This is a genomic window from Pseudomonas sp. NPDC087614, assembly GCF_044743485.1.
In the GTDB taxonomy this organism is placed as follows: domain Bacteria; phylum Pseudomonadota; class Gammaproteobacteria; order Pseudomonadales; family Pseudomonadaceae; genus Aquipseudomonas; species Aquipseudomonas baetica_A.
The window spans coordinates 936-17,549 of record NZ_JBIUWN010000068.1 but is presented as its reverse complement, the minus strand read 5'-3'; the positions used below and the strand labels follow the sequence as shown (position 1 = coordinate 17,549).

12 protein-coding genes are annotated in these 16,614 nt (G+C 58.3%); 11 read left to right on the top strand and 1 reads right to left on the bottom strand.

All coding sequences use genetic code 11. The annotated features are described in order from the left end of the window. Positions 1-57 precede the first annotated feature (57 nt). Positions 58-4,791 (top strand): RHS repeat domain-containing protein, encoded by a 4,734-nt coding sequence (locus tag ACIOWA_RS21620; protein ID WP_401161834.1) that lies wholly within the window; start codon positions 58-60, stop codon positions 4,789-4,791. A 45-nt stretch (positions 4,792-4,836) separates the two neighbouring features. On the opposite strand, the gene queG is transcribed toward ACIOWA_RS21620, so the two are convergent. Continuing rightward, entirely contained in the window at positions 4,837-5,949 is a 1,113-nt protein-coding gene (queG, locus tag ACIOWA_RS21615) for a tRNA epoxyqueuosine(34) reductase QueG (RefSeq protein WP_401161832.1), read from the bottom strand. Positions 5,950-6,012: 63 nt separating this feature from the next. On the opposite strand from queG, the gene ACIOWA_RS21610 reads away from it, so the two are divergent. The 10 genes from ACIOWA_RS21610 to ACIOWA_RS21565 all read left to right on the top strand — a co-directional run. After that, on the top strand, positions 6,013-7,512 hold the full coding sequence (locus ACIOWA_RS21610) for an NAD(P)H-hydrate dehydratase (RefSeq protein WP_401161830.1): 1,500 nt from the start codon (positions 6,013-6,015) through the stop codon (positions 7,510-7,512). Further along, positions 7,500-7,970, top strand: a complete 471-nt coding sequence (gene tsaE, locus ACIOWA_RS21605) for a tRNA (adenosine(37)-N6)-threonylcarbamoyltransferase complex ATPase subunit type 1 TsaE (protein ID WP_401161828.1) — start codon at positions 7,500-7,502, stop codon at positions 7,968-7,970. Before ACIOWA_RS21610 ends, tsaE begins: the two co-directional genes overlap by 13 nt. A gap of 3 nt (positions 7,971-7,973) precedes the next feature. Beyond that, positions 7,974-9,401 (top strand): N-acetylmuramoyl-L-alanine amidase, encoded by a 1,428-nt coding sequence (locus ACIOWA_RS21600; protein WP_401161852.1) that lies wholly within the window; start codon positions 7,974-7,976, stop codon positions 9,399-9,401. Then, on the top strand, positions 9,398-11,308 hold the full coding sequence (gene mutL, locus ACIOWA_RS21595; protein WP_401161826.1) for a DNA mismatch repair endonuclease MutL: 1,911 nt from the start codon (positions 9,398-9,400) through the stop codon (positions 11,306-11,308). The genes ACIOWA_RS21600 and mutL overlap by 4 nt, the downstream gene beginning before the upstream one ends. After that, positions 11,308-12,279, top strand: coding sequence for a tRNA (adenosine(37)-N6)-dimethylallyltransferase MiaA (miaA, locus tag ACIOWA_RS21590; RefSeq protein WP_339493931.1), 972 nt, complete (start codon positions 11,308-11,310; stop codon positions 12,277-12,279). Before mutL ends, miaA begins: the two co-directional genes overlap by 1 nt. Positions 12,280-12,374: 95 nt before the next feature. Further along, a complete protein-coding gene (gene hfq, locus ACIOWA_RS21585) occupies positions 12,375-12,641 on the top strand; it encodes an RNA chaperone Hfq (protein ID WP_095109354.1) in 267 nt (88 codons plus the stop codon). Between the two features lie 12 nt (positions 12,642-12,653). Beyond that, positions 12,654-13,955: a ribosome rescue GTPase HflX gene (gene hflX / locus ACIOWA_RS21580; RefSeq protein WP_339433660.1), complete on the top strand. Its 1,302-nt coding sequence runs from the start codon at positions 12,654-12,656 to the stop codon at positions 13,953-13,955. 96 nt (positions 13,956-14,051) lie between these two features. Beyond that, the gene (hflK, locus tag ACIOWA_RS21575; protein WP_339433661.1) at positions 14,052-15,224 is read left to right on the top strand and encodes an FtsH protease activity modulator HflK; all 1,173 of its coding nucleotides are present in this window, start codon (positions 14,052-14,054) and stop codon (positions 15,222-15,224) included. Then, complete coding sequence (gene hflC, locus ACIOWA_RS21570; RefSeq protein WP_221733092.1) at positions 15,224-16,093, top strand: protease modulator HflC; 870 nt, start codon at positions 15,224-15,226, stop codon at positions 16,091-16,093. The genes hflK and hflC overlap by 1 nt, the downstream gene beginning before the upstream one ends. A gap of 312 nt (positions 16,094-16,405) precedes the next feature. Further along, a partial coding sequence (locus tag ACIOWA_RS21565) for an ATP phosphoribosyltransferase regulatory subunit (RefSeq protein WP_401161822.1) occupies positions 16,406-16,614 on the top strand: 209 nt, incomplete at its 3' end.

Here is a 16,614-nt window from a genome sequence, read left to right as displayed (position 1 = left end):
TTTCGCTGGCCAACCTGACTGGCCAATATCTGAATCTGGAAATAAAGGACGTTTTCAATGAAAAGTAATTCATCCTCCGCCGTTCACTCGAATGCTTTCAACTTTGGTGAGTTTGTTTCCGGAGGCGTTGACCCCCGCACGGGCATGTATACGTGCGCCTTTTCGTTAGGCAAGTTGTGTTCGGCGGATCTCAATGGCCCTGAGGTTGCACTTTCACTGGGTTTCAACCCGCTCAATCAGGTGGATGCCGGTTTCGGCCTCGGCTGGTCGTTGACCATGACTCAGTATGACGTGCGCAGCAAAGTCATGACGCTGTCCAACGGCGAGCGCTACAAGGCTGTCGAGACATCTGCGGGCCTGAAGTTCAAGGAAATGAAACTGCAAACTGCCAGGGTACTGGTGACCGGGGCAGGGCGCTATGAAGTTCGATACCGCGATGGTCGGCGTGAACTGCTTAAAGTTCAGGCCGGCACTCATATCGCGGTAGCAGAAAAAATTGTCGCGGCGAACGGTGTGAGCATCACGCTCAAGCATGAGACGTTCAATCAGTTTGCCATGTTGACCGAAGTCTGTGACGCCAAGAGATGCCTGTTGAGAGTTACGCGCAAGGCCGGTCAGGTGACATTGACCCGGCATCCCGATACCTCGTCCAGTTCCGACTACAACCTGATCCTGAAAAATAGTCGGGTAACGGCAATCGAACTTCCGCTCGGCAAAGGTTGGGATCTGGAATATGAAGTCATTGATGAGGCCAGCTATCTGTGCCGCGTCGTCAATCCATTGCGCGGCGTAGAAATCATTCGCTACAAGCGTCAAGGTCACCGCTTCGTAAGTGGCGTGCAGCGAACACTTCCGTTTGTCATCGCTCACGATATTTACCCAGGCCGGCGCCAACCCAGGCTTTGCAAGGTATATACGTATTCCAACCATAACTTTCTCGGGCAGGGCCTCATCCCGGCCAGGGACAATGACATAGATCCTCTCTACCTGGCGCCCGACCACTACGTCTATACCTCGGACGAGAAATTAGTGGTCAATGGCAAGGTGCACACCCGGATTAACCGCACCTACAACAAATTCCATTTGCTGGTCGCAGAGGTCACGACATGTGGCAATGCCCAGACCACAATCGCCACCGAGTATCACTGTTCGGTTACCAAACTGTTCAATGAGCAACCGGCTCAGTTCCGCATGCCGAAAGTTCAGACGGTGACTTATTTCGATCGGCGCACCCAACAGAAGCGCGAGGAAACCACCGTCACCGAGTTCGACGGCGAAGGCAACCTGCTCAAACATGTCGAGCCGAGTGGGGTGACGACTTTGTCGGAGTATTATCCTGCAAGCGGTGGGGACAACTGCCCGGAGGATCCGCTGGGTTTCACCAGGTTCCAGAAAAAGAGAACGGTCAGCGCTGCGGCCGCGAGTGGCGCCTCGTCTGTCACGTACTACGACTATGCGTTGCATCCTGCGCTGGAAGGCGCAGAACTGGCATCTGTCTTACCGGTTGAAGAGCGTTATTTCGAGCGCGTGGAGGGGGTTGAGATCCTGCGTTCGAAAACCCAAAGGAGTTACCTGAATACGCCAAAGGACCCGCTCAAGCACGGGGCCATGAAACAGCAAAGCATTACCCGTAACGATAAAAAGACCTGCACGCAATTCTCCTATGAGCTTGAAGGTATCAGGCTGCGGGTGACGTCCAGCACGCAGGGCTTCGATGGCTCGCTGCAGACCAGTGAGGCCGTGCTCTCGACGCTCACTGGGCTACAGGTGTCAGAAGTCGGTATCGATGGCGAGCGTATCGAACATGAGTACGACGCGATCGGCCGAGCAGTGTGCAAAACGGTTGCCCCCGGCACCCCGTACGCGGCCGCTACCAGGTGGGCCTTTTTGGCCGCCAGCAAACAACAACCGGCCACGATGGTCACCACGGATCCCGCCGGCGGCGAACAAAGAGTGACCTATGATGGCCTGGAACGAGTGATCGCCGTTCAGGAAAAGGACTGCGACCGTCCGGACGAGGATGGGCTCATTGCGTCTCGTACTCTTTATTGCGCCCTTCATGATTCGGCGGGTCACAAGGTAGAAGTGACGCTGACCGATTGGCGCGATGGCAAGCCTTATCCGTTGATCACCCGCTACGAATTCGATAACTGGGGCCAGGTCTGCAAGACGTTCCATGCCGATGGGCGTGTCGAACATAGCGAGGCCGATCCGGTCCTTCGCCAGCAAACGAATTGGCTTCAGGGGATGGGCAAGACCGTTACCCTCATCAACGAGTTTGGTAAACCCCTGAGGGTCGAGAGCTTCAATCTGAAGCACAAGAGTCTTGGCAAAACCGATTACACCTATGACGGATTCGGGCGTACAACCAGCCAGACCGATCCGGCCGGCAATACCACTCGATATGAGTACGACGTTTTTGACCGGATGATTCGCAGTGTCCTGCCCGACGCCAGCGAGGTGGTCACCGACTACGCCGATCACAGTGACGAAGCGCTGCCGGTCGGCATTCAGGTCGATGGCAAAGTGTTGGGCCGGCAAACCTATGACGGATTGAATCGCCTGACGCAAAGTACAGTAGGCGGCCGCAAGTCCGAGGCCGGTTATGAAGCAGGTTTCAGCCAGCCGCAGTGGTACAAGAGCGCTGACGGCAAGAAAATCGAATTCACGTATTTGCGCCATAGGGGCGGTTTACTGACTGAGCGCAAGGCGGGGGCATTGCTCACGACCCTGACTTACGACCCCGTCAACGGCCATCCCTTGACCTGTATCGAAAATGGCAGAGAGCGTCGTTTTACGTATTACCCTTCCGGGCGCGTCAAATCCGAAACGACGACCTACGGCGCTATCAGCAAAGCAACCTCCTTTACCTATTCCCTGGAGGGGCGACCGATCACCTGCATCGATGTACTCGGATCCGAACGCAGATCCGAATACGATGACCATGGCCGCTTGTTATCAACCTTGCAGGGTTCGCTGAAAACCGAATTCCACTACAACATCCAGACGGGGATGCTGGAATGGACGAAGACCGAAGAGACGTCGATCAAACGTCAAATGATCACTCGGTTTACCTATGATGATATCGGTCGTGAAATCTGCCGTACTTTCCAGGTGAAGGGCCAGCCCGATCAGACGCTGGCGTCTACTTATACGCTCGCCGGCAAACTGGCGCAGAAAGTGTCCAGGCGTGGCACGCAAGTGTTGCGCGATGAGCAATTTGTCTACGATGTGCGTGGGCGCCTGATCCAGTACGACTGTGCCGGCCCCCTAAAGCCCCGGGACCCGTACGGCAAAGAAATTGCTCAGCAGACGTTCACATTCGATGCACTGGATAATCTTCTCACCGTACAGACGCGGTTCCCTCTGGGTGTGAACCTGACCACCTTCAGTTACGACAATCCGGACCCAGTACAACTCAGCGCAGTCAAACATTCTCATGTCGACTATCCATCGGCCGTGACCCTGGAATACGACGCCAACGGCAGGATGATCAAGGATGATCAGGCGCGAACCCTGGCCTATGACGCGTTCGGGCGTCTGGAACAACTGACCAGCGCCGCAGGTTCGGTTATTCGCGGCTACCATTACGACGGTTTTGACCACCTGGTTGAACTGTCGCAACCCAATACCACCACTGCCCAGCGTTATTACCACGAAGGCCGGGTCGCCAATGAAGTCAGCGGTGAAAATTCATCCAGTGTCCTGCGTCACGGTGGATTGCTCGTGGGCCAGCAACAACTCGGATTGAAGGCCGGCGCGCAGTTGTTCGGCACCGATCAGCAGCAAAGTGTGTTGGCAGCACTGGGTGAAGAACAACTGACTGATTGCACTTACAGCCCTTACGGGCATCGTCCCGCCGAGGGTGGTTTGTTCAGTCTGGCGGGGTTCAACGGCGAGCAGCTGGATCCGGTAACCGGGCTGTATCTATTGGGCAATGGCTACAGGGCTTATAGCCCGACATTGATGCGTTTCCTCGCCCCCGACAACATGAGTCCATTCGGTGAGGGCGGATTGAATGCCTACGCTTATTGCCTGGGCGACCCCGTCAATCGTGTTGATCCTACCGGGCATATCTCCTGGCAATCGATTCTGGGCATCGGACTCAGTGTGCTCGGGATTGTTGCCAGCGTGCTGACGATGGGGGCCGCGACGCCATGGGCGGCGGCGGCATTGGGGCTGGCCGTTGCTTCAGGCTTGGCGGGTATTGCCAGCGAATTGGTCAATCACTATGCACCGGATTCTTCGGCAGGAGAGGCATTGGGCTGGATCAGTGCTGGGCTAGGCTTGGCTTCGCTGGGTACCGGTCTGGCGGCCGGAGCCAAGGCTGCTGTCAACGCGGGCAGGAAGCTGGCTTCAGCCTTTCAGTCAGGGCTTAGTTCACGAGGTGCGGGTAAAGCGGCCAAAGCGTTTGCCAAAGGAAAAGGCGCCAAGGCTGCGGCAAAAGCCCAGTCTGCGAAAGCCACCGCGCGGGTTGAGGAAGAGGTCGAACAGAAATGGACATTGGTCAGGCCCAAAGACAAGATGAATCTTCTCAAGATAGAGGCGCGGGAAGCCTCGGAGGCCAGGGCCGAGATATTCATGCAGCACATTGAGGCGGGTAACTCTCCGACCTCCGCTGCCACGCTCGTTCACGCCGAATACACGCCGTTGAAAGGTCCATCCGGTTCATCGTCCAAGTTGATGCATCTTTATTTGTCGAAGGGTGATCGCGTATATCTCACTGAAAATGCGAAGGACAGGATTGTCACCATCAAACAGCTGGGTGGCCACTACAACGAAAAAAAATAAACATAAATAACGCGGCGAGGCAGTGTTCAGCATGAGCCGAGAGCCTCAATGTCCCGGCCAGGATTTGAGCACTTTACTGGCCGGTTCTGCGTGCACAGGTCGGGCATGCTGTTCCAGCGCCCACGCCACATGCTCTCTGACCAACTCTGACGGATAATCCCGTCGCGCCTTCAACGCTTCCAGCACCGCAATCGTTGAGGGCGCATTGCCCAGCCCCACTGCCAGATTGCGCAGCCAACGCTCGTACCCTGCTCGCCGCAACGGCGAACCTTCGGTGTTGCTCAAAAACTTCTCTTCATCCCACAGAAACAGTTCGGCCAGTTCGGCGTTGTCTAGGTTGTGCCGTGGCTTGAAATCGCTTTCCCCGGAGGGCTTGGCGAAACGGTTCCACGGGCAGACGATCTGGCAGTCATCACAGCCAAATACGCGATTGCCGATCAGCGGGCGCAGGTCTTCGGGGATGGCGCTTTTCAGTTCGATGGTCAGGTAGGAAATACAGCGACGCGCGTCCAGCACGTAGGGGCCGACGAAGGCATTGGTCGGACAGATATCGAGGCACGCGGTGCAGCGCCCGCAGTGTTCGGTGCTGTGCGGTTCATCTACCGGTAATGGCAGATCGACGAACAGTTCGCTCAAGAAGAAATAGCTGCCGGCCTTGCGATTCAGCACCAGGGTGTTTTTACCGATCCAGCCCAGTCCGGCCTGTTCGGCAATGGCTTTTTCCAGCACCGGGGCACTGTCGACAAACGCGCGGAAACCGAACGGGCCAATCTCGGATTGAATCTTGTCGGCCAATTGTTGCACGCGTTTACGGATCAATTTGTGGTAATCGCGGCCCAAGGCATAACGCGACACGTAGGCTTTTTCCGGTTGCGCCAGCATTTGCGCCATTTTTGTGTCGCCGGGCAGATAGTCCATGCGCAGTGACACCACGCGCAATGTGCCCGGCACCAGCTCTTCGGGGTGCGAGCGTTTGCTGCCATGGGCGCCCATGTAGTCCATTTCGCCGTGGTAGCCGGCTTCGAGCCAGCGCTGCAGGTGCTGCTCATGCTCGGCCAGGTTCAGGCCGCTGATGCCGACTTGCTGGAAGCCCAGCTCGCGGCCCCATTCCTTGATGGATCGGGCGAGGGCGGGCAGGTCTGTAGTAATGGCGGACATGAGGCGAGAGAAACCGGAGCTGAGGTGCGTATAATTCTGCCAGACATCGGAGCCCGAAGACGCATGCCGCACACGAAAGATCAATTACCCGACGCGCTGTACGGCGCCGCACAGGTGCGCGAACTCGATGCACGGCTCATGGCTGCCGGCACACCGGGCTTCGAATTGATGCAGCGCGCGGCGCAGGCGACCTGGCGTTCGCTGGTTCGGCAGTGGTCCACCGCCAGCGAGCTGACCGTGCTTTGCGGCCATGGCAACAACGCTGGCGACGGTTATCTGGTCGCTGCCTTGGCGCGTCGGGCCGGTTGGACGGTGCAGGTGTTGGCGGTCGGCGACCCGCAACGCTTGCAGGGTGACGCAGCACAGGCGCACGCCGAGGCTTTGGCCGAGCGTGTCGTTGTGCAGGGCTGGAGTGCCCGGTGCGAGTTGCGCGGTGTGGTTGTCGATGCCTTGCTGGGCACGGGGTTGAGTGGCGAAGTGCGCGAACCTTATGCCTCTGCCATCAATGCGATCAACACCAGTGGCTTGCCTGTAACGGCGGTCGATATTCCTTCGGGATTGTGCGCGGATACCGGGCGAGTGCTGGGTGTTGCCGTGCGTGCCGATCTCACGGTGACGTTTATTGGCTTGAAAGTGGGGCTGTTCACGGGCGACGCGGCGGATCATGTCGGCAAGTGGGTGTTCAATGATCTGCAGGCCCCGGCTGAAATCTACAGTGACATTGCTGTCCGTGCCCGGCGCCTCAACGTAGCTAATCTTGCGCTACTGGCCCCTCGCGAGCCGACATCTCATAAGGGTTGCTTCGGGCATTTGCTATTGGTTGGCGGCGATCATGGCTTTGGTGGGGCGATTCTGCTCAGCAGTGAAAGCGCTCTGCGCAGCGGCGCGGGTATGGTGTCGTTGGCAACGCGCCCTGAGCATGTGCCGGCGGCGCTGACCCGCGTTCCTGAAGTCATGGCGCTCGGCGTTTCTTCGGCCAACCAGTTGATGGGCTTGCTGGAGAAGGTGTCGACGCTGGTCGTAGGGCCTGGGCTTGGACAGGCGAGTTGGGGCCGGGCGTTATTGTCAGCCGCCGCCAATGCGCCGTTACCGCAAGTATGGGATGCGGACGCGCTGAATCTGCTGGCGAGCGGTTTCGTCAGTCTGCCCAAGGATTGCGTGATCACTCCGCATCCCGGCGAAGCGGCACGTTTGCTGGGGATCAGCACCGCCCAGGTGCAGGCCGACCGCCCCGCCGCAGCGCTGGCATTGAGCAAAAAATACACCGCAGTGGTGGTGCTCAAAGGTGCTGGCAGCCTGATCGCGCACCCCGATGGTCGTCTGGCGTTGTGTCACCAAGGGCATCCGGCCATGGCCACTGCCGGGCTCGGCGATGTGCTGGCAGGTTTGACCGGCGCGTTGCTGGCACAAGGCATGGACGGTTTCGATGCCGCGTGCCTGGCGGTCTGGCTGCACGCCAACGCCGGGGCGCAACAAGGAAAATGCGGCCGTGGGCTGGCGGCCAGTGATCTGATTCCAGCCATTCGTCAGTTGTTGGAGGAGCTTGCACCGTGTCTGAAGTAACCCTGTACCTGGCCGATGAACAGGCCATGAGCGACTTTGGCGCACGGATCGCCCGCGTTACCCAAGGCCATGGCCTGATTTTTCTTGAGGGCAACCTGGGCATGGGCAAAACGACCCTGTCCCGGGGGATTATTCGTGGGTTGGGGCATGTCGGGGCGGTAAAAAGTCCGACCTTCACGTTGGTCGAGCCTTATGAGATGGGCGAAATCCGCGCCTTCCACTTCGACTTGTATCGACTGGTCGATCCGGAAGAGCTGGAGTTCCTCGGTATTCGTGATTACTTCGAGGACAATGCCCTGTGCCTGATCGAGTGGCCCGATAAAGGTGCAGGCTTTTTGCCAAAGCCGGACCTGACCATTACCATTAGCCCGCAAGACAGCGGGCGTTCGCTGAAAATTTCATCCCAAGGCTCGCGTGGCGAGGCCTGGTGTGCCGCTTTGGCATTGGAATCCAATTAAATGATGGGGTTAGGTATGCGCTTTCGCGCGTTGGTGACTGCCGCTGGACTGTTGTTGATGGCAGTAACCGTCAACGCTTTGGCCGACTCAAAGGTCAACAGCGTGCGCCTGTGGCGGGCGCCGGACAACACGCGATTGGTTTTCGACCTGAGCGGCCCGGTGCAGCACAGTGTCTTCACCCTGACCGCTCCGGACCGGTTGGTAATCGACATCAATGGCGCCACCTTGGGGGCGCCTTTGAATGTACAGACTGCAAACACGCCGATCACGGCGATACGCTCGGCCCAGCGTACGCCGACCGACCTGCGTGTGGTCGTCGACCTGAAGAAAGCCGTCACCCCGAAAAGCTTCTCGCTGGCGCCGAATGCGCAGTATGGCAACCGTCTGGTGGTCGACTTGTTCGATAACCCGGCCGACGCCGCGCCGCCGCCTGCGCCAACGCCATCGGTGGCCACCGTACCGGCGGTGCCAGTCACCCCGACAAAGCCCGAAATCAAGTTGCCGCCAGCCCCGGCTGGCAAGCGCGACATCATTGTGGTGATCGATGCCGGCCATGGCGGCGAAGACCCGGGAGCATCCGGCTCGCGCGGTCAGCGTGAGAAAGACGTGGTGTTGCAGATTGCTCGCGAATTGCAGCGTCAGGTCAACGGGATGAAAGGCTTCCGTGCCGAATTGACCCGTACCGGCGACTATTTCATCCCGTTACGTGGTCGTACCGAAATCGCCCGCAAGAAGGGCGCCGACCTGTTCGTTTCGATTCACGCCGACGCTGCGCCTTCCGCGGCAGCCTTTGGTGCTTCGGTGTTTGCCCTGTCTGATCGCGGTGCTACGTCGGAGACCGCCCGTTGGCTGGCCGACAGCGAAAACCGTTCCGACCTGATCGGTGGTGCCGGTAACGTCAGCCTCGACGACAAGGACCGCATGCTGGCAGGCGTGCTGCTCGATCTGTCGATGACCGCGTCGCTGACCTCCAGCCTCAACGTCGGCCAGAAAGTCCTGACCAACATCGGCCGGGTTACGCCGTTGCACAAACAGCGCGTCGAGCAGGCCGGTTTTATGGTGTTGAAGTCGCCGGACATTCCGTCGATTTTGGTTGAAACCGGCTTCATCTCCAATGCCAAGGAAGCCTCGAAGCTTGCTGCATCGAGCCACCAGCAGGCGCTGGCACGGTCGATCAGCAGTGGCGTGCGCCAGTTCTTCCAGCAGAATCCACCGCCGGGAACTTACATTGCCTGGCTGCGTGATTCGGGGAAAATCGCCAAGGGACCTCGGGATCACCGGGTAAGCCCGGGTGAAACGCTCTCCATGATCGCCGTGCGTTATCAGGTGTCGCCAGTCACGTTGCGCAATGTCAACAATTTGAAAAGCGATGAACTGAAGGTTGGTCAGCACTTGACCATTCCTGGCACCGAACTGGCGTCCAAAGAATGAATCAGGAGCTGAGCGCAGCCCGCATCGAACTGCTCAGTCCACGGCTGGCGAACCAGATCGCCGCCGGTGAGGTGGTTGAGCGTCCTGCTTCGGTCATTAAGGAGCTGTTGGAAAACAGCCTCGATTCTGGTGCCAAACGCATCGACGTCGATGTCGAGCAGGGCGGCGTCAAACTGCTGCGAGTGCGTGATGATGGCAACGGTATTTCTGCCGATGATCTGCCGTTGGCTCTGGCCCGTCACGCCACCAGCAAGATCCGTAATCTCGAAGACCTCGAACAGGTCATGAGTCTGGGTTTTCGCGGTGAGGCACTGGCATCGATCAGCTCTGTCGCGCGTCTGACCCTGACCTCGCGCACCCGTGATGCCGATCAGGCCTGGCAGGTCGAAACCGAAGGCCGGGACATGGCGCCTCGGGTTCAGCCGGCGGCACACCCGGTCGGTACGTCGGTGGAAGTGCGTGACCTGTTCTTCAATACCCCTGCGCGGCGTAAATTTCTCAAGACCGAAAAAACCGAATTCGATCATCTGCAAGAGGTGATCAAGCGCCTGGCGCTGGCGCGTTTCGACGTGGCTTTCCATCTGCGCCACAACGGCAAGACCATTCTCAGCCTGCACGAAGCCCATGATGACGCGGCCCGCGCACGACGTGTGGCGGCCATCTGTGGTTCTGGTTTCCTTGAACAGGCGTTGCCGATCGAGATCGAACGCAACGGTTTGCACCTGTGGGGCTGGGTCGGTTTGCCGACCTTCAACCGTAGTCAGGCAGATTTGCAGTATTTCTTCGTGAATGGTCGCGCGGTGCGCGACAAACTGGTGGCCCACGCGGTGCGTCAGGCGTATCGCGATGTGCTGTTCAACGGCCGTCATCCGACCTTTGCGCTGTTTTTCGAGGTCGATCCGGCGGCAGTGGACGTCAACGTGCACCCGACCAAGCACGAAGTGCGTTTCCGTGATGGACGCATGGTGCATGACTTCCTCTACGGCACGCTGCACCGTGCTTTGGGCGATGTGCGCCCGGAAGACCAACTTGCCGGCGCCGTCACCACTGCCATCGTCAGGCCAAGCGGCCTTGATGCCGGTGAATTCGGACCTCAGGGCGAAATGCGCCTGGCGGCCAATGCGCTGCTTGAGCAACCGCAGGCGCAACCGACGCTCAATGCCTCCTCTGGCGCCAGCGCTGGCGGCGCTTATCAGTATCAATACACGCCACGTCCGCAATCTGCGATGCCGCCGGCCGCCGAGGCTCAGGCCGCCTACCGGGAGTTTTTTGCGCCGCTGCCTGAAGCGAATGCCAGCGCGCTACCCGCTGGACAGGAAGACATTCCACCGCTCGGTTACGCGCTGGCGCAGCTCAAGGGTATCTATATCTTGTCCGAGAACGCCCAAGGCCTGGTACTGGTGGACATGCATGCCGCTCACGAGCGGATCATGTACGAGCGCCTTAAGATCGCCATGGCCAGCGAAGGCCTCAGCGGCCAGCCGTTGCTGGTGCCGGAGTCGCTGGCGGTCAGTCAGCGCGAGGCCGACTGCGCCGAAGAGCACGCGACGTGGTTCCAGCGTTTGGGTTTTGAATTGCAGCGCCTGGGCCCGGAGACGCTGGCGATTCGGCAGATTCCGGCCTTGCTGAAGCAGGCTGAAGCCAACCGTTTGGTCGGCGATGTGCTGTCGGACCTGATGGAATACGGCACCAGCGACCGGATTCAGGCGCACCTGAACGAACTGCTCGGCACCATGGCCTGCCACGGCGCGATCCGCGCCAACCGGCGCCTGGCCTTGCCCGAAATGAACGGCCTGCTGCGTGACATGGAAAACACTGAGCGCAGCGGTCAATGTAATCATGGCCGGCCGACCTGGACCCAATTGGGTCTGGACGATCTGGACAAACTGTTCTTGCGCGGTCGTTGATGAAGCAGCTTCCTCCAGCGATTTTCCTGATGGGCCCGACCGCTGCGGGTAAGACCGACCTGGCCATCGAACTGACCAAAGTGCTGCCGTGCGAGCTGATCAGCGTCGATTCCGCGCTGGTCTATCGAGGCATGGACATTGGCACGGCCAAACCCTCGAAAGAGCTGCTGGCTGAATTTCCGCATCGTTTGATCGACATTCTCGACCCGGCTGAAGCCTATTCGGCTGCGGATTTCCGTCGCGATGCCCTGCAAGCGATGGCAGAGATCACCTCCCGCGGGAAAATTCCGCTGCTGGTCGGCGGCACAATGCTCTATTACAAGGCTTTGGTCGAAGGTCTGGCCGATATGCCGGCCGCCGATCCCGAGGTGCGTGCGCAAATCGAAGAAGAGGCTGCACGCCTTGGCTGGCAAGCCCTGCACGATCAATTGGCGGTCATCGATCCGGTGTCTGCAGCGCGTATTCATCCGAACGATCCGCAACGCTTGAGTCGGGCGCTGGAAGTTTATCGGGTCAGCGGTCAGAGCATGACTGCCCTTCGCCAGCAACAATCTGTGCAAAGTACTGAAGCATCAGCTTCTGGCCAGCAACAATTGCCCTATACTGTCGCAAACTTGGCCATTGCCCCGGCAAATCGCCAGGTATTGCATGAGCGTATTAAACAAAGATTCACAAATATGCTGGAACAGGGGTTCATCGACGAGGTCGTAGCCCTGCGTAAAAGAAGTGACCTGCATTCAGGGTTGCCGTCTATACGTGCGGTAGGCTATCGCCAAGTCTGGGATTATCTGGATGGCAAGCTGACGTTGGCCGAAATGCAGGAGCGCGGTGTCATCGCCACGCGCCAATTGGCCAAGCGCCAGTTCACCTGGCTGCGCAGTTGGGAAGATTTACACTGGCTGGACAGTCTTGATTGCGACAATCTGCCACGCGCCTTGAAATACCTTGGGACCATCTCCATATTGAGCTGAGTCCTTGCAATTGCCGTCTATCCTTGGGGGTGTGGCGGCCAAAGCCATCTGAATTACCTATTTTTTATTATTGAATCCTTAAAGGAGTGCGGCACATGTCAAAAGGGCATTCGCTACAAGACCCTTACCTGAATACTTTACGTAAAGAGAAAGTTGGGGTTTCCATCTACCTGGTCAACGGTATCAAACTGCAAGGCACGATCGAGTCGTTCGACCAGTTCGTGATCCTGCTGAAAAACACCGTCAGCCAGATGGTCTACAAACACGCTATCTCGACAGTAGTGCCGGTTCGTCCAATTCGTCTGCCTAGCGCAACCGAAAACGAACAAGGCGACGCTGATCCAGCTCCGGGTAACGCCTGATAGGAGTCTCCTTTGTTCTTTGAGCGCCACGGTGGTGGTGAGCGAGTCATCCTCGTTCACTTGGATGGACAGGACCCTGAGGCGCGCGAAGATCCGCAGGAGTTTCAGGAACTGGCTAATTCGGCGGGCGCCGAGACCGTTGCGTTTTTTAACGTGCCGCGTCATCGGCCAACCGCCAAATTCCTGATTGGCAGCGGCAAGGTCGAGGAGCTACGCGACCTGGTCCATGCCGAGAAGGCCGATCTGGTGATTTTCAATCACATTCTCACGCCCAGTCAGGAACGTAACCTCGAACGTGTTTTCGAGTGTCGCGTGATCGACCGCACCGGTTTGATTCTCGATATTTTCGCCCAACGCGCCCGTACCCATGAGGGCAAGCTCCAGGTCGAACTGGCCCAGCTTGACCACATGAGCACCCGGCTGGTTCGTGGCTGGACTCACCTTGAGCGTCAAGGTGGTGGTATCGGCATGCGTGGTCCGGGTGAAACCCAACTGGAAACCGACCGCCGTCTGCTGCGGGTTCGCCTGCGACAGATCAAGGGCCGCCTGGAAAAAGTACGCAGCCAGCGCGAGCAATCGCGACGCGGCCGATCGCGTGCGGATATTCCTACCGTCTCATTGGTGGGGTATACCAACGCCGGTAAATCGACGCTCTTCAATAACGTGACGAAATCCGACGTGTACGCGGCTGATCAGTTGTTTGCCACGCTGGACCCGACCTTGCGCCGTCTGGAACTGGACGACCTGGGGCCGATCGTTCTGGCCGACACTGTGGGTTTCATACGTCACTTGCCCCACAAGCTGGTCGAAGCATTTCGGTCTACGCTCGAAGAGTCCAGCAACTCTGATTTGCTGTTGCATGTGATCGATGCGGCCGAGCCGGATCGCATGTTGCAGATCGAGCAGGTGATGGTGGTGCTGGGTGAGATCGGGGCGCAAGACTTGCCGATCCTTGAGGTATACAACAAACTCGATCTGCTTGAGGGTGTTGAGCCGCAGATCCAGCGCGATGCCGATGGCAAACCGCAGCGGGTCTGGTTGTCGGCGCGGGACGGTAGTGGTCTGGAGTTGCTTGAGCAAGCCATTGCCGAGTTGCTCGGCAGTGATTTGTTTGTGGGAACCTTGCGCTTGCCGCAGCGATTCGCTCGACTGCGTGCGCAGTTCTTTGAGCTCGGTGCGGTGCAGAAAGAAGAACACGACGAAGAAGGCATCTGTCTGCTGGCCGTTCGTTTGCCCCGGGTCGAGTTGAATCGACTGGTAAGCCGCGAAGGATTGCAGCCGATGGAGTTCATCGAGCAACACACTTTGCAATAAAAGCCTGAAAAAGCGGTTGTGCCGTGAAGGCAGGCATTCTGTAGCATTGGTCGGCGCGCCGTGGGTGCGTCTTTGCTTTATCAGATGGAGAGCGCTATGGCTTGGAATGAGCCGGGTGGCAACTCGAACAATCAGGATCCTTGGGGTGGCAAGCGCCGCAATAATGGCGACCGCAAGGGGCCACCAGATCTCGACGAGGCCTTCCGTAAGCTGCAGGAAAGCCTGAACGGGTTGTTCGGTGGTGGTAAGAAACGTGGTGATGACGGCGGTGGTTCGGGCAAGAGTGGAGGCGGCTTCGGCGGTCTGCTCGGCATCGGACTGGTCGTGCTGGCGGCTGTCTGGCTGTACAGCGCGGTCTACGTAGTCGACGAGCAGGAGCAAGCCGTCGTGCTGCGCTTCGGCAAATACTACGAAACCGTTGGCCCGGGTCTGAACATCTATTTCCCGCCGATCGATAAAAAGTACATGGAAAACGTTACGCGTGAGCGTGCCTATACCAAGCAGGGTCAAATGCTCACCGAAGACGAGAACATCGTCGAAGTGCCGCTGACCGTGCAGTACAAGATCAGCAACCTTCAGGACTTCGTGCTGAACGTCGATCAACCTGAAATCAGCTTGCAGCATGCAACCGACAGCGCCCTGCGCCATGTGGTGGGTTCGACCGCCATGGACCAGGTGCTGACCGAAGGTCGTGAGTTGATGGCCAGCGAAATCAAGGAGCGTCTGCAACGCTTCCTCGATACCTATCGCACCGGTATCACCGTGACTCAGGTGAACGTACAGAACGCGGCAGCCCCGCGTGAAGTGCAGGAAGCCTTCGATGACGTGATCCGCGCGCGTGAAGACGAACAGCGTTCGCGCAACCAGGCGGAAACCTACGCCAACGGCGTCGTGCCTGAGGCGCGTGGTCAGGCCCAGCGTATCCTTGAGGATGCCAACGGTTACCGCGACGAAACGGTCTCTCGCGCCAAGGGTGAGGCAGATCGCTTCACTAAACTGGTCGCCGAATACCGCAAGGCACCTGAAGTTACCCGTGAGCGTCTGTACCTGGACACCATGCAGGAAATCTTCAGCAATACCAGCAAGGTGCTCGTGACTGGTAACAAGAACGGCCAGAGCAACCTGCTGTATTTGCCGCTGGACAAGATGATTCAGAGCGGTTCGGGTAGCAATGCGCCAGTCGCCGGTTCGGCTGCTGCCAGTAAAAACTCGGATGTCACGCCGCATGTCACTGACCTGCCGCAGTCGCGTACAAGGGAGACCCGCTGATGAGCAATAAATCGCTGATCGCCCTGATCGTTGGCGTCGTTGTGGTATTGGTTGGCTGGAACTGCTTCTACATCGTGTCTCAGACCGAGCGCGCGGTTATGCTGCAATTCGGTCGTGTGGTAGAGGCCGATGTTCAGCCTGGTCTGCATGTGAAAGTGCCTTACGTTAACCAGGTGCGTAAATTCGACGCACGTCTGATGACGCTGGATGCACCGACGCAGCGCTTCCTGACCCTGGAAAAGAAAGCCGTGATGGTCGATGCTTACGCCAAGTGGCGTGTGAAAGATGCCGAGCGCTTCTACACCGCGACTTCCGGCCTCAAGCAGATCGCCGACGAGCGTTTGTCCCGTCGTCTGGAATCCGGCCTGCGTGACCAGTTCGGTAAACGCACCCTGCATGAAGTGGTATCCGGTGAGCGCGACGCGCTGATGGCTGATATCACTGCTTCGTTGAACACGATGGCCGAGAAAGAGCTGGGTATCGAGGTGGTCGATGTCCGGGTCAAGGGTATCGATCTGCCGAAAGAAGTTAACCGCAGCGTGTTCGAGCGTATGAGCACCGAGCGTGAGCGTGAAGCTCGCGAGCACCGCGCCAAGGGTAACGAGCTGGCTGAAGGCATCCGTGCCGACGCCGATCGTCAACGCCGCGTTCTGCTGGCTGAAGCCTATCGTGAATCCGAAGAGGTTCGTGGTGACGGTGATGCCCAGGCTGCTGCGATCTACTCCAAGGCCTACGGTCAGGATCAGGAGTTCTACGCTTTCTATCGTAGCCTGCGTGCCTACCGTGAAAGCTTCGCGAACAAATCCGACGTCATGGTCCTTGACCCAAGCAGCGACTTTTTCCGTTACCTGGAAAAGTCCAAGCCTTGATACGACGTTGACCTGAATCATTCCGCCCGGCGGCTAAAACCTCGGGCGGGGTGATCCTTTGGGAAAACGTGTGTATGATGCGGCAGCCGGGAAATTCCCGGCTTTTTTGCGTCTGCACGTTTGATTGCTGTTTTTGCTGCAGAACATCGGGCTGAATAGCTCGACAGTTTTTCGAGGAAAGTGATGGGCGAGGCCGGTATAAGGCCTTTCGCTGCGTCGTTCATGCGCGTGCGTTTTGAATGGCCCGATCATTTTCTGCTTCACTCAAGGCTCGCCCTAGTGCTGGCCGCCCGGATCAAAGGGGAAGGCGTAATGGCAACGGTAGACCGCTGGCTGCTGCCAGATGGCATCGAAGAAGTACTGCCACCGGAAGCTGCGCGCATTGAAGTGGCGCGTCGTCAGGTGTTGGATCTGTTCCAGAGCTGGGGTTACGAGTTTGTCGTGACCCCCCATATCGAGTTCCTGGAATCCCTGCTGACCGGCGCGGGCCAGGTGGTGGTTGTGGGTACCTTGCAGGTCTT